Annotated in this window: 17 protein-coding genes; 9 read left to right on the forward strand and 8 right to left on the reverse strand. The window is 58.6% G+C overall.

All coding sequences use genetic code 11. The annotated features are described in order from the left end of the window. Nucleotides 1-241: 241 nt before the first annotated feature. The 3 genes from PL599_RS17315 to PL599_RS17325 all read left to right on the forward strand — a co-directional run bounded on the left by PL599_RS17315 (nt 242) and on the right by PL599_RS17325 (nt 3,312). Nucleotides 242-1,270 (forward strand): adenylate/guanylate cyclase domain-containing protein, encoded by a 1,029-nt coding sequence (locus tag PL599_RS17315; RefSeq protein WP_217004566.1) that lies wholly within the window; start codon nt 242-244, stop codon nt 1,268-1,270. Between the two features lie 96 nt (nt 1,271-1,366). After that, the gene (locus PL599_RS17320) at nt 1,367-2,725 is read left to right on the forward strand and encodes an esterase-like activity of phytase family protein (protein WP_271359404.1); all 1,359 of its coding nucleotides are present in this window, start codon (nt 1,367-1,369) and stop codon (nt 2,723-2,725) included. 239 nt (nt 2,726-2,964) lie between these two features. Next, nucleotides 2,965-3,312 (forward strand): YunG family protein, encoded by a 348-nt coding sequence (locus tag PL599_RS17325; RefSeq protein WP_077982532.1) that lies wholly within the window; start codon nt 2,965-2,967, stop codon nt 3,310-3,312. A 58-nt stretch (nt 3,313-3,370) separates the two neighbouring features. Here the strand turns inward: PL599_RS17325 and PL599_RS17330 are convergent, their stop codons facing one another. The 5 genes from PL599_RS17330 to PL599_RS17350 all read right to left on the reverse strand — a co-directional run bounded on the left by PL599_RS17330 (nt 3,371) and on the right by PL599_RS17350 (nt 9,737). After that, nucleotides 3,371-3,943 carry a histidine phosphatase family protein gene (locus PL599_RS17330; protein ID WP_269824216.1) on the reverse strand — a complete coding sequence of 191 codons (573 nt, stop codon included), beginning with the start codon at nt 3,941-3,943 and terminating at the stop codon, nt 3,371-3,373. An 85-nt stretch (nt 3,944-4,028) separates the two neighbouring features. Further along, a complete protein-coding gene (gene ppx, locus PL599_RS17335) occupies nt 4,029-5,552 on the reverse strand; it encodes an exopolyphosphatase (protein ID WP_077982535.1) in 1,524 nt (507 codons plus the stop codon). Next, a complete protein-coding gene (locus tag PL599_RS17340) occupies nt 5,549-7,852 on the reverse strand; it encodes an RNA degradosome polyphosphate kinase (protein WP_416172492.1) in 2,304 nt (767 codons plus the stop codon). The genes ppx and PL599_RS17340 overlap by 4 nt, the downstream gene beginning before the upstream one ends. Further along, a complete protein-coding gene (gene hdaA, locus PL599_RS17345; protein ID WP_191217764.1) occupies nt 7,849-8,577 on the reverse strand; it encodes a DnaA regulatory inactivator HdaA in 729 nt (242 codons plus the stop codon). Before hdaA ends, PL599_RS17340 begins: the two co-directional genes overlap by 4 nt. A 2-nt stretch (nt 8,578-8,579) precedes the next feature. Next, a complete protein-coding gene (locus PL599_RS17350; protein WP_077982969.1) occupies nt 8,580-9,737 on the reverse strand; it encodes an AI-2E family transporter in 1,158 nt (385 codons plus the stop codon). Between the two features lie 240 nt (nt 9,738-9,977). Here PL599_RS17350 and PL599_RS17355 point away from each other — a divergent pair, with 240 nt between their 5' ends. The 5 genes from PL599_RS17355 to PL599_RS17375 all read left to right on the forward strand — a co-directional run bounded on the left by PL599_RS17355 (nt 9,978) and on the right by PL599_RS17375 (nt 14,318). Further along, entirely contained in the window at nt 9,978-10,772 is a 795-nt protein-coding gene (locus tag PL599_RS17355; RefSeq protein WP_077982537.1) for a class I SAM-dependent DNA methyltransferase, read from the forward strand. Between the two features lie 123 nt (nt 10,773-10,895). After that, nucleotides 10,896-11,969 (forward strand): phosphoribosylformylglycinamidine cyclo-ligase, encoded by a 1,074-nt coding sequence (gene purM, locus PL599_RS17360; protein ID WP_173988653.1) that lies wholly within the window; start codon nt 10,896-10,898, stop codon nt 11,967-11,969. Continuing rightward, nucleotides 11,966-12,640, forward strand: a complete 675-nt coding sequence (gene purN, locus PL599_RS17365; protein ID WP_269824214.1) for a phosphoribosylglycinamide formyltransferase — start codon at nt 11,966-11,968, stop codon at nt 12,638-12,640. The genes purM and purN overlap by 4 nt, the downstream gene beginning before the upstream one ends. 131 nt (nt 12,641-12,771) lie before the next feature. Beyond that, the gene (locus tag PL599_RS17370) at nt 12,772-13,707 is read left to right on the forward strand and encodes an omptin family outer membrane protease (RefSeq protein WP_269824213.1); all 936 of its coding nucleotides are present in this window, start codon (nt 12,772-12,774) and stop codon (nt 13,705-13,707) included. Between the two features lie 224 nt (nt 13,708-13,931). Continuing rightward, entirely contained in the window at nt 13,932-14,318 is a 387-nt protein-coding gene (locus tag PL599_RS17375; protein WP_269824212.1) for a hypothetical protein, read from the forward strand. A 35-nt stretch (nt 14,319-14,353) separates the two neighbouring features. Here PL599_RS17375 and PL599_RS17380 read toward each other — a convergent pair whose 3' ends face one another. Beyond that, nucleotides 14,354-14,980, reverse strand: coding sequence for an NUDIX domain-containing protein (locus tag PL599_RS17380; RefSeq protein WP_269824211.1), 627 nt, complete (start codon nt 14,978-14,980; stop codon nt 14,354-14,356). Between the two features lie 55 nt (nt 14,981-15,035). Beyond that, nucleotides 15,036-17,255: a molybdopterin-containing oxidoreductase family protein gene (locus tag PL599_RS17385; protein WP_269824210.1), complete on the reverse strand. Its 2,220-nt coding sequence runs from the start codon at nt 17,253-17,255 to the stop codon at nt 15,036-15,038. Nucleotides 17,256-17,296: 41 nt separating this feature from the next. Between PL599_RS17385 and PL599_RS17390 the strand changes: the two genes are divergently transcribed. Continuing rightward, nucleotides 17,297-18,160: a 23S rRNA (adenine(2030)-N(6))-methyltransferase RlmJ gene (locus PL599_RS17390; RefSeq protein WP_269824209.1), complete on the forward strand. Its 864-nt coding sequence runs from the start codon at nt 17,297-17,299 to the stop codon at nt 18,158-18,160. A gap of 5 nt (nt 18,161-18,165) precedes the next feature. Here PL599_RS17390 and PL599_RS17395 read toward each other — a convergent pair whose 3' ends face one another. Beyond that, nucleotides 18,166-19,113: a lysylphosphatidylglycerol synthase domain-containing protein gene (locus PL599_RS17395; protein ID WP_271359411.1), complete on the reverse strand. Its 948-nt coding sequence runs from the start codon at nt 19,111-19,113 to the stop codon at nt 18,166-18,168. Between the last annotated feature and the right edge of the window lie 107 nt (nt 19,114-19,220).

The following is a 19,220-nucleotide window of genomic DNA, read 5'->3' on the forward strand; positions in this document are numbered from 1 at the left end:
GCTTGAAACCGCCTATCACAGAACATTCTATCAGGCGTATAAGAGCGGCAACGCCGATTTTGCGGCAACGGCGCAACAGCCTTACCAATCCTTCATGCAACCTTACCGATTGCTCACTTTTTGCGGCGCTTTTTCCACATTAATGTCGCATATGACCTCAACAGAAGCTTCGCACGAAGGGAGCGGCCTGCCCTTCTTTCCCAAGACCAAAGCCTTCCCTTCCCGAGACCCAAGAACCGACATGAGAAAATTGCTGCCCATTCTGGATTACGTGGTGCTCTTCGTTGCCGTGGCCGGCAGCGGCGTGGCATACGCCTTTCTGGAATATGGCGGCGGTGCATTGATCGGCGCGACCTATGCGCTGTTTGCCTGCGCACCCATCCTCGCTTTCGAGCGCGGTTACATCATGCCTGGCCTGTCGCGGCAGGTGAGCGCCCTGCCGACGCCGGCCTATATCGCCGTCGGCCTCGTCATTTATGCCATCCTCGTCTTTTGCGGCTTCGGGCTTGGCGGCACGATCCTGTGGTTGAGCGGGATATTTCCAGGTACCTGGAAACGCGCCGTCCATGCCGAGCTGCAGACGCTGATCTTCACCCTCATTGTCTGCGGCATCATCGTCTTCATCATGAGGGTGCGCGAGCTTCTCGGCCGCGATATCTTCATCGACCTCATCCTGGGGCGTTATCGCCGGCCGGTCAGCGAAGACCGCGTCTTCATCTTCATCGATCTCGTCGGCTCCACCTCCTTCGCCGAGACCCATGGCGACCTGAAGGCCCAGGAATTTCTCGGGGAAATCTTTGCAAGCTATGCCGCACCTGTCAGAAAACACGGCGGCGTCATCGACGACTATATCGGCGACGCCGCCATCATCACCTGGCCCTATCACATGGCGATAAGGCGGGCGGCCTGCGTGCGCTGCGTCTTCGATATTCAGGCGACCATTGAAAATTCCCGCGACGTGTGGCTTTCCCGCTTCGGCGAGGTGCCGCGCCTGCGCTTCGCCATTCATGGCGGGCCGGTCATTACAGCGGAAATCGGCGTCGACCATCACAAGATCACCTATTTCGGCGATACGGTGAACACGACCTCGCGGCTCGAATCGCTAAGCAAGATGCTCGGCCATCCGGTGCTGATTTCCGCCGACCTCGCCCATCAACTGGTGCTTCCCAAGGGCGTGCGCAGCGAATATCTCGGCGAACATGCCGTCAAGGGCCGTGGCCAGACGCTGGGCGTTTGCACGCTCAGCCAATATCAGGCGCCCGCCGTATAATTTCATCAAAGCTTCAAACGGCAATCACCCGCCTGTCATGTGGCGACCCTATCGCGTCAATCCTGTCTTCAACAGGTATTGAGAGGGGTCTCCATCATGAAGCACATTCTTTTTGCGTCCTGCGCCATCCTTGCACTCGCCTCCATCTCGCAAGCCGCCGAACAGGAGTTCCCGGCAAAGCTGGTCTCTCACGCCATCCTGCCGGCAAACACCATCATCCCGGCGCCCACGGACGCGCCTGAGCACCTCAAGACCTCCGCCAAGTTCACCACCGCCGACCGCAAGCGCGCGGAAGGTCTCGGCACCGTACCCGGCAAGGACGGCGTGCGCCTGACCGGCCTTTCCATGCCGTTCAACGGCCAGCCGATGCACGGTTTTTCCGGCATCAAGGCGATGCCGGACGGCAGCTTCTGGAGCCTTTCCGACAACGGTTTCGGTTCCAAGTTGAATTCCAGCGACGCCATGCTGATGCTTCACCATCTGAAGTTCGACTGGGACGCCGGAAAGGTCAATGCGCTTGAAACCGTGTTCCTTTCCGATCCTGACATGAAGGCGCCCTTTCCCATCGTTCTGGAAGGCTCGAGTACGCGTTACCTGACGGGCGCGGATTTCGACGTTGAATCCATTCAGCCGGTTGCCGATGGTTTCTGGGTCGGCGAGGAATTCGGTCCCTACATCCTGAAATTCACCCGCGACGGTAAGCTGACCGACGTCATCTCTACCAAGGCCGGCGACATCGAGGTGAAGTCTCCCGACCATCCGGCTCTTGCCCTGCCTGGCAACCCGACGCAGAAAATGCCCGCTTTCAACCTGAAGCGTTCAGGCGGTTATGAGGGCATGGCGCTCTCCAAGGACGGCTCGAAGCTCTACGGCCTGCTGGAAGGCCCGCTTTACACAGCCGACGGCCAGGTGGAAAAAACCGACGACGGCGCGACCGCGCTGCGCATCGTCGAACTCGACACCGCCAAGAAGGAATGGACCGGCCGCAGCTGGCTTTATCCCCTGGCGGAAGGCGGCGAGGCAATCGGCGACTTCAACATGCTGGATGACGCGACCGCCCTCGTCATCGAGCGCGACAACGGCGCCGGCACCGCCGACAAGGCCTGCGCCGACCCTAAGGCTCCAGCTGCGGACTGCTTCGCCCGCCCTGCCAAGCTGAAGCGCATCTACAAGATCGAATTCAACGACGCCAATGTCGGCAAGTCCGCCCGCAAGATCGGCTATATAGACCTGATGAAGATCTCCGACCCGGACAACAAGAAGCGTCAGGGCGGCGGCAACGGCTATTACGACATGCCTTTCGTCACCATCGAGAATGTCGACCGTGTCGATGCCAACCATATCATCGTCGGCAACGACAACAACCTGCCCTTCTCGGCCGGTCGGGCTCTGGACAAGGCTGACGACAACGAATTCGTCCTGCTGGAGGTCAAGGACCTGCTGGACGCAAAGTAAGACGAAGGCTGCTGTCACTTGCTTTGACGGCTGCGAATGATCCCGACGGAGCGCCCGGCAGACACAAATGTCTGCATGGTGCTCCGTTGCTATTTTCCAGAGCTAGAGCAACTCCGGTGAACGCCGGCTCACCTCCATGGCTCTAACTCTTTGTTTTTGCGCATTTTCAGACGTAAACCGAGCGCACTTCTGCTGAAAATGCTTTAACCGAAACATACGTGTGGAAAAGAAGACGTTTCATGCAGGACCATGCAGAAAGACTTTATTACGCCCTGAAGAAGAGTTGGTCGGGCGAGACGAGCGGCTTCTGGTCGCGGGAAAACCCCGCCAAGGGCCAAGGCAGCGTCACCGCGCTGGTGGTGCAGGATATTCTTGGCGGCGAACTCGCCAAAACCGCCGTCAGCGGCACCGAGCATTTTTACAATATCGTTGAAGGCACGCGCTGGGATTTCACCTTTAGCCAGTTCGATGTTCCGGTCGGCTATCAGGACAGGCTTGCCAGCCGCACCGAAGCCATGGCGACAATAACGCCGTTGCAATATGCCTATCTCAGCGCCTGCATCCGCAAGGCGCTCGGGCACGGGTAAACCCCTGATCACATGATATTTTAAGGGGTGAAACAGTCGCGCCATGTTTCAGGGGTCTCTAACTGCAAACAGCTCTGACGCATCCCTTGTCGAGAACAAAAAATCCATCTTGAGGAACCTCGAGTTCAAGCATTTCCGGTATTGAGATATCAAGATATACACCCCGCAAAATTCTCCCGAAAAGACCGTGAGAGACTGCAATCGTCGGCGTGCGCACCGTTGCCAGCCATGCCCTTGCCCGATTGCAGACTTGATCGAGTTTCTCTCCGTCCGGTGATTTGAAGTACCAGTCGTAAGCAGTCGATCCGCAGAGCGCTCTCGGAAATTCATGTTCGATCTCAAATTTCGTCAAGCCGTCCCACGAACCCACCGAAACCTCCATCAGCCGTTCGTCGTCATTTTTATGGAGCGGTAAGATCGACTGTAAAATAGCGGCCGTCTGCTGCGTTCTGCCGAGCGGGCTGACACAAAATTCTAAGGATTGTTCGCTGCCGGCAATCTCGCGTTTGAGCAACGTCGCGACGATATTCGCCTGCCTTACGCCATGGGAGGTCAGGGGTGAATCCTTGATCCCCTGATACCGACCGAGCGTATTCCACACGGTCTCACCGTGACGCACCAAATAGATCATGACGATCCGCTGCCGTTTCTTAGCGCTTTAATCATTCGTCGGGGCGACGAAAGCCACAATAAGCTTGCCGTACCGCTTTCTCGGTTCACTCGAACACGAAGGCCAGCCGCTTGCCCGTCAGCTTCGCCAATTGCTGCAGGCGGCCATCCAGTCGCTCGCCGGCGAAATCGCAATAATCGTGCGGCACGACGAATTCCAGATCGAGATCGGGGTTGCCGGATTTGCGAAATTTCAGGTGGTCGACGACGCCCGGCATCGAGGCCGAGAAGAGGTAAACGACGCGGAGCAGGCCGCCCAGCAGCTTGCCGAGTTCCTGCAACCGGTCTCCCGCCATGGCGGCGAGCGGCTGCGTGGTGCCGTTGTCGTTCAGACCTTCGAAGCGATAATAATTGGCGAGCGCAATATAGGCGCGGCCGGGATGGGTGATCGCCACGAAGGAGGAATGGGCGATGATGTTGAGCGCCTGCAACCCGCGATAATCGGGATGGGCGCGCCAGCTGATATCGGCCAGCAGGCAGGCCGCCTGCCGGTAGCGGCTTTCTTCTTCCGTCTCGTCAACACCGAAGACAGGAAAGGTGCGACCGCTCCAATCCGCCAGTTCGCGCGCATGTTCGGGAGAACGGGCACGCAAAATGGCAAGCTCATCCGCCGCGACAAGCAGCGGATCAGAATTCCGCTCTTCTTCCGTCAGCAGCGAATAAAGATACCCTTCACGCACGCCCTGCGCGGAGAAGGCGATCTTGGCCGGCTTCATCGCTCTCAGAACTTCCCGCATGGCGATGGCACCGAAGGGAAGAAGCGAGCGGCGGTTCTTGGAAACCGCCTGCCAGGCCGGATCCTTGCTATCCCGGGAGACGATGACTTCTTCCAGAAAATTCAGCATTTCCGCCAGCGGCAATTCATATCCCTGCATCATGTGCAGCGGATAGCCCGATATCTCCATGTGCAGCTTGGCGATGTTTCGCCACGTGCCGCCCACCGCGTAAAAGGTGCGCCCCTCACCCGCCGCCAGAAGTTTGGCGAAGGATTTGACGTGTTTTCTGGCAATCGTCGCCGCTTTTTCCAACGAACCGTCCGACTGCTCCGACAGCCGCAGACCGCCGAGCGGCAGGGTGATGCCCTCGCCGCAGTTCTTACCCTTGATGTCGATGAGTTCGAGCGAACCGCCGCCGAGGTCGCCGGCGATACCGTCTGGATCATGGAAACCGCTGATCACGCCATAGGCGGAATAAAGCGCTTCCTTTTCACCCGACAGGACCTCAATCTCGCAGCCGAGGATGGCTTCAGCCTCACGGATAAAATCTGGACCATTTTCCGCCTCACGCGCGGCCGCCGTCGCCAGCACATAAAGCTGTTGCGCCTGGGCCTGCTCGGAAAGCGCATGGAAGCGCCTCAGCGCCATCAAAGCGCGGGTGACGCCCTCCTCATGCATGCGCCCCGTCAGCGCCAGTCCTTTGCCAAGGCCGCACAGGACCTTTTCGTTGAACAGCACGGCGGGCGCGCGGGAAAGACCTTCATATACGACGAGACGAACGGAGTTCGAACCAATATCTATGACGGAAACGGGGGCGAGGCCGGTCAGCCGCCCCTGTGCTTCTGATCGAGTCATTCAGCCTGTTTCTTGCGGGACGAAATCAACCCGGCAATCAATTTGGGCGCACTGGATTTCAAGGCTTCACCACGTCCGGAAAGGCTGGGATTGGTCATGAAATAGTGCTGCGCGTTGAACGGTTCTTCGCCTTTACGCACCTCGATGCGCCTCGACGTTCCGTCCGCAAGTATCTCGTAGCTCTGCTGGTTGTCAATGAGATTGCCCAGCATAATCTGTGAAAGAACCTGCTCATGCACGGTGGGGTTGGTGAGCGGAACCAGCGTTTCCACACGGCGGTCAAGGTTGCGCGGCATCATGTCGGCCGAGCCGATATAGACCAGCGCCTTGTCGGACGGCAGGCCAAAACCATTGCCGAAGCAGAAAATGCGGCTGTGCTCGAGGAAGCGGCCGACGATGGATTTGACGCGGATATTGTCCGACAGGCCCGACACCTGCGGGCGCAGGCAGCAGATGCCGCGCACGACGAGGTCGATCTCCACGCCAGCCGCGCTGGCGCGGTAAAGCGCATCGATGATTTCAGGATCGACCAGCGAATTCATCTTCATCCAGATCGCCGCCGGCGCGCCGCGCTTGGCATGCTCGATCTCTTCGTTGATGTGCTTCACGATGCGGGCGCGCAGCGTATAGGGCGAAACGGCCAGCTTCATGCCCTCTTCCGGTTCGCCGTAACCCGTGATGAAGTTGAAGATGTTCGCCATGTCATGGGCGATCTTCGGGTTGCATGTGAAGAAGGACAGGTCGGTGTAGATCTTGGCGGTGATCGGGTGATAATTGCCGGTGCCGAGATGGCAATACGTTCTCAGCTTGCCGTCCTCGCGGCGCACAACCATCGACATCTTGGCATGGGTCTTGAGTTCGATGAAACCGAACACCACCTGCACGCCAGCGCGCTCCAGGTCGCGCGCCCAGCGAATATTTGCTTCTTCGTCGAAACGCGCCTTCAGCTCGACCAGCGCAGTGACAGATTTGCCGGCTTCGGCCGCGTCGATCAGCGCGCGAACGATCGGGCTGTCGTTGGAGGTGCGGTAGAGCGTCTGCTTGATGGCAAGCACTTCGGGGTCGCGCGCCGCTTGCAGCAGAAACTGGACGACGACGTCGAAGCTCTCATAGGGATGGTGAACCACCATGTCCTTTTCGCGGATGGCGGCAAGGCAATCGCCGGCATGTTCGCGCACGCGCTCCGGGAAACGCGCGTTGTAAGGTTCGAATTTCAGGTCGTCGCGCGGCGCGCGCACGATTTCCGAAATGGTGTTGAGCGCGAGAAGACCCGGCAGAACGGCGACGCGATTATCCGGCACGCCAAGCTCATGCACCACGAACTGGCGCAGCGACTGCGGCATTTCGCTATCGGTCTCGATGCGGATGACGGAACCGCGGCGGCGGCGCTTCAGCGCGCTTTCGAAAAAGCGGACCAGATCTTCCGCCTCTTCCTCCACCTCGATATCGCTGTCACGGATGATACGGAACGTGCCAAAGCCCCGGACGCTATAGCCGGGATAAAGCCGGTGGATGAACAGGCCGACCACATCTTCAAGCGTGATGTAGCGGATGGCGTTCTTGTCGTCCGGCAGGCGCACGAAACGGTCGAGCGCGGGCGGCAGACGCAGGAGCGCCGTCATCGGCTCGCGGCCGTTGACGCTGTCAAGCTGCAGGCCCATGGAAAAGCCGAGATTGGGAATGAAGGGGAACGGGTGCGCCGGGTCGATGGAGAGCGGCGTCAGAACGGGGAACATGCGTTCCTCGAACTCCGTTTCCAGCCAGATGCGGTCGGCGTCCGAAAGTGCGGCGGGGCGCACGATGAAAATTTCTTCTTTGGCGAGATATTGCTGCAAAACAGCGAGCGATGCCTGCTGCTCCATTTGCAGATTATCGATTTCCTTCAGAATATCTTCGAGCTGCTCGGCCGGCGTCTTGCCGTCAGGCGTCCTGACGGTGATCTTCTGGCGTACCTGCCCTTCAAGGCCGGCGACGCGGACCATGAAAAATTCATCGAGGTTGGCGGCCGAGATGGACAGGAAACGCAGCCGCTCAAGCAGCGGATGATCCGTGTTCAGCGTTTCCTCGAGAACGCGGCGATTGAACTGGAGCCAGGAGAATTCGCGGTTGATGAAACGCGCCGGGCTGTCCCACAGGCTCTCGCCTTCGGCAACGGGCTGAACCTTGTTGAAGTCTTCGTGCGCGATAGCGTCCATGCCCTGTTCCGTCCCCTGACCTATTTCCGTCCCGTGATCTTGCTGCATCGCGCGATCGTCCTTCTTGCCCGTATAACAGTTTGACGACGGAACTGTGACAGTCAATCGACGTCCAGTCCGCTGCCCGCCGTTGCGTTGTCCATCGCATTGAGGACCTCCGCCACCAGCGGACGGGTAATTCTCGTTCCACGCGCGAGCGCCAGACGGTCGATCCGATCCACGATCGTCTGCGCCGTATCGAGCGAACGCTCCATTCTATTGACGATGTAACCTATGAGTTTGTCATCCATGTAAAGCTGCCGGTCGGCAAAGAGTTTTACCAGCACCTGCGCCAGCAGCCCTTCGTCCGGCTCGCCGGTTTCCACCACCGTTACCGCTTTGAGGCGCGAGCGCAGATCCGGCAGCGTCACCGGCCATGCGGCGGGCCATTGCCGGCTGGTCATCAAAAGCGTCGTGCCGTGCTGGCGAACGCTGTTGATGACATGGAAAAGTTCGGTCTCGTTAAAACCGCGCCGGTCGGCGTCCTCGAAAAGAACCGGTCCCGTTTCGGCAGCACGCGCGGCATCGGAGCCAGCTTCAGGGTGAATGTCGCGCGCGTCGCTGATATTTTTCCAGATATTGGCAAGATGGGATTTGCCCGAACCCGGCGGCCCGGCCAGCACCACGACGGGCGAGCGCCAGTTCGGCCATTCATCAATAAGGCTGACGGCAGCCGCGAGCGAGGCGGAGACGAGGAGATCATCCCTGCCGGAGGCGGACTGGTGCGAGAATGCGAGCGGCAGCTGCTCGGCCTTCGACCGGGCGTTGTCGGTTTTGATTTGGTCAGTCATCGTCAGCTCTGAGAGTCAACCTTGCCGGAGGACGTTTCCCCTTCTTCAAGGGCGGGGTTTGTGTCCCAGGGAAGGTTGGCGGCATGCCCGTGGTAAAGATCGCTTTCAAGATACCGCGACAAGGCGAAGCGGACAAGGACACCGACCGCCGCCGCCGCCGGCACCGCCACGAGAAGCCCGACGAAACCGAAAAGCGCACCGAAGGCGAAAAGGGCGAACATGAGCCAGACCGGATGCAGGCCAACGCTTTTGCCGACAAGCTTCGGTTGCAGGATATTGCCTTCGATAAACTGCCCGGAAAAGAACACGACGAGCGTCAGAAACACATAGATGTAATCCGGCCAGAACTGCACGATGGCGACGCCGACGGCAAGGATGAGGCCGACCATGGAGCCGATATAGGGAATGAAGCTGATGAGGCCGGAGAAAAGGCCGATCAGCAGGCCGAAATTCAAGCCCACCAGCGACAGGCCGACGGCATAATAAACGCCGAGAATGATGCAGAGCGACCCCTGCCCGCGCACGAAACCGGCAATGGTCTTATCCATGTCGCGGGCGATCTGGCGGACGGTATGGACATAATCGCGCGGTATCCAGCTATCGACCTTATCGATCATCCGGTCCCAGTCGAGCAGCAGATAGAAGGCGACCACGGGCGTGACGACCAGAAGCGACACGACATCGACCAGCGATTTGCCTGAATTCCATATCTGCGTCAAAAGCGTGCCGATGAAACCCGCGCCTTCGGTCAAAAGCTTTGAAAAATTCTCCTTCACGGCGTCGATCTGGCTGCTGACCCAATCCGGCAGGAGATTGGTGTCGGCGCCGGCGATCAGTTGCTGCAGCGAGGAGATATATTGCGGGATGCGCGTGATGAATTCCGAGGCCTGGGCGGCGATCAGGGGAATGATGATGATGAGCGACAGCGCGAAGATCAGCACGAAGGAGACGAGAATGACGACGGTGGCCATCAGCCGGCTCAAGCCGCGCCGCTCCAGCCAGTCGGCAACCGGGTCGAGGAAATAGGCGAGCGCCATGCCCGCCACGAAAGGCAGGAGAATGGAGCTGAAGACCATCAGGAAAAGGATAAAGACGGCAAGCACGCCGATCCAGAAAAACACCTGCCGGCGCAGGCTCGTCCCGCTTACATGTGGTTGCATCCGTTCATCCTTTATCGCCGCACCGTCACCGCCCATGATGGAGATAGGATGCGCATATGCACATGGTCAAGACGGCGCTTTCACGCGCCGACAGAAGGAGACTGCCCGTACAGCAGCAAAATCCCTCATTTCCGGCCATCCCTCGCAACGGCAGGTTGACCGGCGGTAAATATTAGACAACTATCAAATATTGCCGGGAGAGCCAGCGGCGCTCTTTCGTATCCGGCGACCGGGGGCACGATGCAGAACAGCAGCGAAAATGGCATCGCGGAATATAATGCCGGTCTCTTCGATAATCCCGAAGTTGCCGAATGGTATGACAACCAGCAGCTTTACCCGGCCGAACGCATCATTCTCGATCAGTTCCGCCATGCCTATGCGGGCAAGCGGCTGCTTGACCTCGGCGTCGGCACCGGAAGAACCACGAAGCCGCTTCTGCCGCTGGTGGAAGATTATATCGGCATTGACCGTTCGCAGCCGATGCTTGCGCTGGCGCGGCGCAATTTTCCCGCCGCCACGTTTCTCGACATGGATGTGCGGGCGATCGGCCAGTTCGGCGCGGAGCGTTTCGATTGCGTGCTCGGCGCGCTCGCAATTTTAAGCGCCTTCGACCATGAGGACCGGCTTGCCATCATCCATGCCGTGCGAAGCATTCTCGCACCCGGCGGATATTTCATCTTTTCGTTTCACAATCGCGAATGGAAGCGGGCCGGCGGCATGCCGCTGCACCGACGTTCCTGGCACCCGCGTGAGGTGGTGAATTCGCTGCATCCGCAAAGCTGGATCAACTATCTGCGCCTGCAACCTTCGACACGGCGAACACCGGAATACGCCATTCTCGCGGATCAGGCGCACCGCTGGAGCGGCTTGTTTTATTTCATCGACCTTGCCGCCCAGACCCGCCAGTTGCAGGATGCGGGCTTCGAGGTGGTCGCCCGTTATGGCGAGAACGGACGGCAGATCGAGAAAAATTCCGATACGTCCAATGACGGCCTGCTCAATCTCGTCTGTCGCGTCGCGCCGCAGCCATCGTGAGCACCCAATCCGGCTAGCCCCGCCAAAGCCGTTAAAAACCGGAGCTTTTGCCACTGAAACCCTTGCATCAGGCCCCGTCCCGTGCGAATGGCGACGCCAAAGGAACCAGCGGAGACGAGAGTCATGAGCCAGTCGGGCAAGAACGGTCTTACCTATAGCGATGCGGGTGTGGATATCGACGCCGGCAACCTGATGGTCGAGAAGATCAAACCGGCGGTGCGTTCCACGCGGCGTCCCGGTGCGGATGGCGAAATCGGCGGCTTCGGCGGCTTGTTCGATCTGAAGGCGGCTGGTTTCACCGATCCGGTTCTGGTGGCCGCCAATGACGGCGTCGGCACCAAGCTGAAGATCGCCATCGATGCTGACTACCACGACACCGTCGGTATCGACCTCGTCGCCATGTGCGTCAACGATCTCGTCGTTCAGGGCGCGGAGCCGCTGTTCTTCCTCGATTATTTCGCCACCGGCAAACTCGACCCTGACCAGGGTGCGGCCATCGTTTCCGGCATTGCCGCGGGCTGCCGCGAATCCGGCTGCGCGCTGATCGGCGGCGAAACCGCTGAAATGCCCGGCATGTATTCCGATGGCGACTACGACCTTGCTGGCTTTGCCGTGGGTGCGGCCGAACGCGGCCAGCTTCTGCCGGCCGGCGACATTTCCGAAGGCGACGTCATTCTCGGCCTCTCCTCTTCCGGCGTTCACTCCAACGGCTTTTCGCTGGTGCGCAAGATCGTATCGATCTCCGGTCTCGACTGGAGCGCTCCCGCTCCCTTTGCCGACGGCAAGAAGCTTGGCGAAGCGCTGCTGACACCGACCCGCATATATGTGAAGCCGCTTTTGAAGGCGATCCGCGAAACCGGCGCACTGAAGGCGCTGGCGCACATTACCGGCGGCGGTTTTCCGGAGAATATTCCGCGCGTTCTGCCAAAGCATCTCGCCGCCGAAATCGATCTCGGCGCGATCAAGCTTCCCGCTGTCTTCTCCTGGCTCGCGAAAACCGGCGGTGTTGAAGCCAATGAAATGCTGCGCACCTTCAATTGCGGCGTCGGCATGATCGTCGTCGTTTCGGCTGAAAATGCCGAAAAGGTCACAGAGGTTCTGACCGCCGAAGGCGAAACCGTCTTCCCGCTCGGCCGCATGGTCGCCCGCGAAGAAGGCGCGCATGGCACCATCTACAAGGGCGCTCTCGGCCTATGATGAGCGCCGCCTTCCCGTCCGGCCGCAAACGCGTCGTCGTTTTCATTTCCGGCAGCGGCTCCAATATGGTGTCGTTGGCCAAGGCCTGTCAGGCGGCGGATTTTCCGGCGGAAATCGTCTGCGTGATCTCGGACAAGGCGTCTGCGGGCGGGCTGCAAAAGGCACGCGATCTCGGTATTCCGACGCTGGTCTTCGAGCGCAAGACTTATCCCAGCAAGGCCGAGCACGAAGGCGCCATTCTGGCGGCACTTGGCGAGATTGCGCCTGATATCATCTGCCTTGCCGGTTACATGCGGCTGATATCTGGGGATTTCATTGCCCCCTATGAAGGCCGCATCATCAATATCCACCCTTCCCTGCTGCCGCTTTTCCCCGGCCTGCACACCCATCAGCGTGCCATCGACAGCGGTATGAAAATTTCCGGCTGCACCGTGCATTTCGTCACCGAAGGCATGGATGAAGGCCCGACCATCGCGCAAGGCGCGGTGCCGGTGCTTTCCGACGATACGGCCGATACGCTTGCGGCACGCATTCTAACCGTCGAGCACCAGCTCTACCCACTGGCGTTGAAGCGGCTTGCCGAAGGCAAGGTTCGAATGGAAGACAGCAAGACTATATTCGCTGACGACGAGATTAAATCCGAACCTCAAAGCCTGATATCCGTCTTTTAACTTATTTATTACTAAATTACAAAATTCTTAATATTGTAATTTATGCCGAATAAACCGATTATTTACCATAATCATCTTTAATGGCATCAACGGCCTTTCATTTCAGGCTCTCCGGTCATTCAGGAGCGATTATGCCATTTTCGAGATTTTCACTGCCGCTCTCGGCCGCCTTGGCCATCAGCACGACCGTGCCAGCAATGGCGGAACCGGGCGGCATTACCGCCTCGCTAGATGCAGGCGTTCTTAACATCAAGGCCACCGAGACTCTCTACAGCGGAAGCCATAAAAACAGTCAACTCGACTGGAAAACGACGAATGCTATGGCCCTGCGCGGATCGCTCGGCCTGGAGCTCTCGCCCGACTGGCGGATCAAGACGGAAGGGCGAATCGGCTTTGCCGGTGACGGCTACATGACCGATTATGACTGGCTGTATCCTTATTATAAAGATACGTCCAAGGAAGGATGGAGCCACCGCTCGCAGCATGGTGACACCCGACTTGATCACTACCTGACCGGAAGCATCGAACTGAACAGAACTCTCCTGGAGGACCCGCTGCAACATCTCAGCGCAGGTATAGGCTTTCGTTACACAGACGTACAATGGTCGTCATATGGCGGGAGTTACATCTATAGCTCGCGCGGCTTTCGAAATTACGTCGGGGATTTTGGCAACGGTGAAAAGGCGATTACCTACCGGCAGCAAATCCCCGTATTTTACGGCAACCTGACCGGCGGACGCAAATTCGGCAACTGGTCGCTGAACGCCGGAGTGGAAGGGGGCGCAATGGTCTATGCCAAGGCAACCGACGACCATTGGATGCGCTCCATCCGCTTCACCGATAAATTCGATATTGGCGGCATGTTCGGGGCAAAAGCTGGCATCGCTTATAACCTGACCGAGAATGCCTCAATCTATCTGGATGGCGCTTACGAATATACGAGCTTCGGCAGGGGTGACAAAACCGCGACATCCTTCGGAAGCGGCAGCGGTACGGTTTACAGCAATGCCGGCGGCGGCGACATGCAGTCGCTTTTCGTGGGAATGGGCGTCAAGGGACGGTTCTAGCATGCGGTAACTTTGAGACGGAAGCGCAGCATAGAGCGCTCGCTGATGGTCAGCGGACATCACCGCATATTGGTGAGACGCACACCGTATCGTCGCTCCCATGAAAAGCCGCGTTCGGGCGATGATTGACTTCTTATTTTCATCGGCGTTACTTTATAGTTGTTAAGCAATCTGTTTCAGAAATTATTATTCAAGTTATTCTCACTAAAAAAATTTGGATATTTATGATGAAATCAATTTGTATTGTTTCCGCTTTTTACGTGACAGCATTCTCCATCTCCTCCGCGATGCTGGCTCCGGTATTTGCAGCCGAGAAATTTGCGACCAAGGCTGAATTCATCACAGCCACCGCCGGAAAGACGCTCACAACGAAGACCAAGAAAGGTGATACTTTTACTGCTACTTATGACGCCAATGGCAAGGGCAAGTTTTCCATCGAAGGCAAAACCTCGGGCGACCTCAGTTGGACGTTCAAGAACGATACCTTGTGTTCCGAATTCAAGTCGATGAAATTCAAGGAATGCAACAAAGTCGTCGTGGGCAGTGGAACGGAACTGAAATTTCTGGACGCGAAGACCGGTAGCCTCAACAATACTTACAGCGTTAAATAGGCTAACTTGTCCGCATCTTTAAGGGTCGGCGCTGATCAGCTCTTGTTTAGGAGGCAGCGATTTAACATCGCCCATTGCAGCAGAATGATCGTCTTGGAGTCGGTGATTTCGCCCGAGGCGATCATTCCGAAGGCCTCGTCTAGACCATAGGTCAGAACCTCCAGATCCTCGCCTTCGTCCTCCAGCCCGCCGCCGTTGCCGGCCTGCACGTCGAGGTCGATGCGCGCGACGAAGAGGCTGACCTTCTCCGTCAGCGTGCCGGGGCTCGCATACATATCAAACAGATAATCGACCTTTTCGACAGCGTAGCCGGATTCCTCCATCGCCTCGCGGCGAATGGCATCGGAGGCATCGTCGTCATCGAGAAGCCCTGCCGGCACCTCGATCATGAAGCTCGGATCGCCGTTCACGAAAGCGGCAGGGCGGAACTGGCGCACCATCACCACGCTGTCGCGCTTCGGGTCATAAAGGAGAATGGCAGCCGCGCTGCCGTGGTCGTGGACTTCCCGGACGATGCGGATGGTTTTGCCATCCGGCATGCGCTGGTCGAAAACGAGCTTCTGCATGTGCACAAAGCCCTTCCAGACGGTTTCCTTTTCCACCAGCCGGATTCTGCCGGCATCCGCGTCTGCCGGAATGTTTTTCGCCTGCGTCTGTGTCACCGGATATGTCCTTGCCTGTCGTGAGAGTTCAGCCTGCCCGTGTTGCGGCGCAATATCAAGCCTCGCGGCTCTCATCGTCGCGGTGGAGCCAAACCTTGTTGTCGTGGAATGCCGCGCCGCCATAAGGTGCAACGGCATCGGCGCCGGTCAGAACATTGATGCCCTCGCCGTCCAGATGCGCCTTGTTCGGCCACAGCCCTTCGGCAATCAGCACACCCGGCCTTGCGCCCTCCACGATCTTCGCATGGAGGCGGACCTCGCCGCGTGTATTGCCGATGCGGACGATATCGCCATCCGCAATATCGTTGCGGGCTGCATCCTCGGGACAGACCATCAATTCCGGACGACCTTCCTTCTGCACGGAAGTTTTGGTTTCCGCGAAAGTGGAATTCAGAAAGTTGCGCGCCGGTGACGTCGCCAGCCGGAAGGGATAGTCCGCATCCGCAACCTCGATGACATCGACCTGATCCGGAAATTTCGGAAACTCGGACACCGGTCCCATGACACCGATGTTTTTCGGGGGCTTGTTGGGAGAAGGCCCCGTTGCCCAGTCGGGACTGAAACGGAATTTGCCGTCGCCATAACCAAAGCCCTCCAGATAATGCGCGACCTCGAAAGGCGGCTGCGCATCGATCCACTTCTCTTCGGCCAAAGTTTCGAAATCGCCCCAGCCGCTGATTTTCAGCATACGGTCCACATGGTCGCGAGCCGAAAGGCCGAAGCCCGGCATATGGTCGACACCGAGGCGTTTTGCCAGTTCTTCGATGACGAAGAGATTGGTGCGCACCGTTTCCGGCGGCTCCACCAGCTTCGGGCCGAGTAGGATATGGTTCTGGCCGCCAGCGCGGTAGATGTCGTCATGTTCGAGAAACATGGTGGCGGGAAGCACGATATCGGCCAGATCGGCCGTCTCCGTCATGAACTGCTCGTGCACGGCAACGAAGAGATCGTCACGCAGAAAGCCCTGCTTCACCAGCCGCTGTTCGGGCGCGACATTGACGGGATTGGTGTTCTGGATGAGCAGCGCCGTTACCGGGCCGCCATGGCGCAGCGCTTCTGCGTCCCCTGTCAGTACGCGGCCGATCTGCGACTGGTCGAGCTGGCGCACGTCGGGGTCAGCATAGGCCGTTCCCATCAGCTCCGCCTTGTTGAGACGGAAGATATCACCATTATTGTGGAACGCACCGCCGCCCTCATATTGCCAGGAGCCGAGAACCGTGGCGATGGAAAGCGCCGCATGCATGGCGACCGCACCGTTGCGCTGGCGGGCAAAACCGTAGCCCAGCCGGAAGAAGGTCTTTTTCGTTGTACCGACGAGCCGCGCGAAAGCCTCGATCTCTTCCACGGAAAGACCGGTGATCTCGGATGCCCATTGTGGCGTCTTCGAGGTCAGATGTGCTTCGAGCCCGGCCGGATCGTCGGCGAAACGCGCCATGTAATCACGGTCGGCATAACCGTCGCGGAAGGCGATGTGCATGACGGCGCAGGCAAGAGCTGCATCCGTGCCAGGGCGAACGACCAGGCGCATATCCGCCTGTTTCATGGTCGGATTGTCATAGATATCGACAACGACGATCTTTGCGCCACGTTCCTTGCGGGCTTTCACCGCATGGGTCATGACATTGACCTGGGTGGCCACCGCATTGGTGCCCCAGATGACGACGACATCGGCCTTGGCGATTTCTCGCGGATCGGGGCCGCGCAAGGCGCCGGTGCCCATCACGTAACCGGTCCAGGCCATGTTGGTGCAGATCGAACCGAAAAAGCCGGAATATTTCTTGGCGTGGCGCAGGCGTTCGATGGAATCGCGCTGCACCTGCCCCATCGTGCCGGCGTAAAAATAGGGCCAGATGGCCTCGGCACCGTGCCGGGCTTCGGCTTTGACGAAAGCGTCGGCCACCTCGTCCAGCGCCGCTTCCCAGGAAATCTCCTGCCAGTCGCCGGCCCCTTTTGCACCCTTGCGGCGCTTCGGCGTCAGTAGACGGCCGGGATGGTAGATGCGCTCGGAATAACGCGCCACCTTGGCGCAGATGACGCCGGCGGTATATGTATTGGCATTGGCGCCGCGCACACGGCCGATGCGGCCGGCATTGATATCGACCTCCAGCGCGCAGGCGCTCGGACAGTCATGCGGGCAGACCGTGTGTCCAATACGGACTTCGGTCTTCGGGGCGGCTTTTTCAGCGGAAATCGGGGTCGCAACGTTCATGGCTTTTGTATATTGCATCAACGATGCGGCAAAAAGGCCGAAGTGACGTCCATCAAGAATATTCATCCTGGCCATCCGTCCGGGTAAACGGCAAGCGAGACACATCCATGAACTACCGCCACATCTATCACGCCGGCAATTTCGCGGATGTCCTCAAACATGCCGTTCTCGCCCGCCTCGTGCGTTATCTCCAGAACAAGGAAAAGGCGTTTCGGGTGTTGGACACCCATGCCGGCATCGGCCTTTACGACCTCACCTCCGAAGAGGCGCAGAAGACGGGCGAATGGCAGACCGGCATCGGCAAGCTGATGGAAGCCGACCTGCCCGCACCCATCGCCGAATTGCTGGAACCCTATCTTGCCGCCGTGAAGGAATTGAACCCGGAAGGCGGCATCCAATATTATCCCGGCTCACCGAAACTCGCGCGCATGCTGTTCCGTCCGCAGGACCGGCTTTCGGCCATGGAACTGCACCCGGATGACAGCCGGGCGCTCGCGCGTCTTTTCGAGGGGGACTATCAGGTGCGTGTCACCGAGCTGGACGGCTGGCTGTCGCTCGGCGCGCATCTGCCGCCGAAGGAAAAGCGAGGCCTGATCCTCGTCGATCCGCCCTTCGAGCTTGAGAATGAATATCAGCGTCTAGCCGACGGTTTGAACAAGGCCTATCGGCGTTTTTCCACCGGCACCTATTGCCTGTGGTATCCCTTAAAGAAAGGCGCGCCGATCAAGGATTTCCACGAGCGGCTGCAATCCTTCGATATTCCCAAGATGCTGTGCGCGGAACTTTCCGTCAAAAGCGACCGCCTGGATGGCCTCAGCGGCTCCGGCCTCATCATCGTCAACCCGCCCTATACGCTGAAGGAAGAGCTGCACACGTTGCTGCCCTACCTGAAGACGACGCTGGCGCAGGACAGGTTCGCTTCGCAGCGCGCCTTCTGGCTGCGCGGCGAAGAAAAAGCGGAAGATAATTGAGAGGGCTACCTCAGCCCTTCCCGCTTCTGCGCCTGCGCAAGCTGTGACCGTTCGAAGAACAGGATCACAAACAGGGCCATGATGAAGGGAATAATGAGGTAGAACAGGCGGAAGACCAGAAGCGCCGCGATGACGTCCGCGGGGTTCATGTCCGGCAGGCCGGTGACGAAGACCAGTTCCAGCACCCCCAGTCCGCCCGGGGCGTGCGAGATGAGCGCCGCCGAGAAGGAAACCAGAAATATGCCGAGAATAACCATATAACCGGGATTTCCGGCTTCCGGCAGCGCGAAATAGATGATGCCGGCCGCGCCGATCAGTTCGATCGGGCCAATGACGAGCTGCTGCGCAACAAGCTTCGGTGCGGGGTAAGGCAGCACGAAGGAGCCGATTTTAAGAGGCTTCAGCCTGAGCAGGCTGCCGAGAACATAAAGGCTGACGAATAGCAGCAGCACGACGCCTGTCGTGGTGGAGGCTTCGACCGGCAAAATGCCGGTGAACCGTTCGGTGATGTCAGGCTCGTAAAGCAGCACCAGCCCGATCAGCATGATCGTGCCGATGAGAAAGGTGAACGAGCAGAGGCCGACGAGCACGCCCACTTCCGCCACACTCAGCCCCTTGGACGTATAGGCCCGATATCGCACCACGGCACCCGAGAATACCGAGGCCCCGACATTGTGGGAAAGCGCATAGGTGGTGAAAGAGGTAAGCGTGATGAAGAACCAGTTCACCTTGCGGCCAAGATGCTGCAACGCGATACGGTCGTAACCGGCGAGCGCGGCATAGGCCAGCAGGGTTGCAAGGCCCGAACACAGCCAGTCCCGCACGCGAATGGCTTTCAGGCTGTCCCAGAGATCATCGAGCGACAGCCCGCGCAGTTCGTGAAAAAGCAACCATGCGGAAAAACCGATCGTCGTAAAGCCAACGACGGGCCAGATATATTTCTTGAATTTCATGCGGTCATGCCCGCCAATTTCCCCCAGCTTCACCCCGCCCCGTTCCGTCTTTTGCGGAAGATTCGTTTGACTTTATTCGTTATGCGGCAAAGCTTTCAACCTTTTCA

The organism is Agrobacterium sp. ST15.16.055, from assembly GCF_027956555.1.
Lineage (GTDB): Bacteria > Pseudomonadota > Alphaproteobacteria > Rhizobiales > Rhizobiaceae > Agrobacterium > Agrobacterium salinitolerans.

Coding starts and splice junctions, on each gene's coding strand:
- PL599_RS17315 (WP_217004566.1), top strand. CDS start 242: ATGAGAAAATTGCTGCCCATTCTGGATTACGTGGTGCTCTTCGTTGCC.
- PL599_RS17320 (WP_271359404.1), top strand. CDS start 1,367: ATGAAGCACATTCTTTTTGCGTCCTGCGCCATCCTTGCACTCGCCTCC.
- PL599_RS17325 (WP_077982532.1), top strand. CDS start 2,965: ATGCAGGACCATGCAGAAAGACTTTATTACGCCCTGAAGAAGAGTTGG.
- PL599_RS17330 (WP_269824216.1), bottom strand. CDS start 3,943: ATGATCTATTTGGTGCGTCACGGTGAGACCGTGTGGAATACGCTCGGT.
- ppx (WP_077982535.1), bottom strand. CDS start 5,552: ATGACTCGATCAGAAGCACAGGGGCGGCTGACCGGCCTCGCCCCCGTT.
- hdaA (WP_191217764.1), bottom strand. CDS start 8,577: ATGACTGACCAAATCAAAACCGACAACGCCCGGTCGAAGGCCGAGCAG.
- PL599_RS17350 (WP_077982969.1), bottom strand. CDS start 9,737: ATGCAACCACATGTAAGCGGGACGAGCCTGCGCCGGCAGGTGTTTTTC.
- PL599_RS17355 (WP_077982537.1), top strand. CDS start 9,978: ATGCAGAACAGCAGCGAAAATGGCATCGCGGAATATAATGCCGGTCTC.
- purM (WP_173988653.1), top strand. CDS start 10,896: ATGAGCCAGTCGGGCAAGAACGGTCTTACCTATAGCGATGCGGGTGTG.
- purN (WP_269824214.1), top strand. CDS start 11,966: ATGATGAGCGCCGCCTTCCCGTCCGGCCGCAAACGCGTCGTCGTTTTC.
- PL599_RS17370 (WP_269824213.1), top strand. CDS start 12,772: ATGCCATTTTCGAGATTTTCACTGCCGCTCTCGGCCGCCTTGGCCATC.
- PL599_RS17375 (WP_269824212.1), top strand. CDS start 13,932: ATGATGAAATCAATTTGTATTGTTTCCGCTTTTTACGTGACAGCATTC.
- PL599_RS17385 (WP_269824210.1), bottom strand. CDS start 17,255: ATGAATATTCTTGATGGACGTCACTTCGGCCTTTTTGCCGCATCGTTG.
- PL599_RS17390 (WP_269824209.1), top strand. CDS start 17,297: ATGAACTACCGCCACATCTATCACGCCGGCAATTTCGCGGATGTCCTC.
- PL599_RS17395 (WP_271359411.1), bottom strand. CDS start 19,113: ATGAAATTCAAGAAATATATCTGGCCCGTCGTTGGCTTTACGACGATC.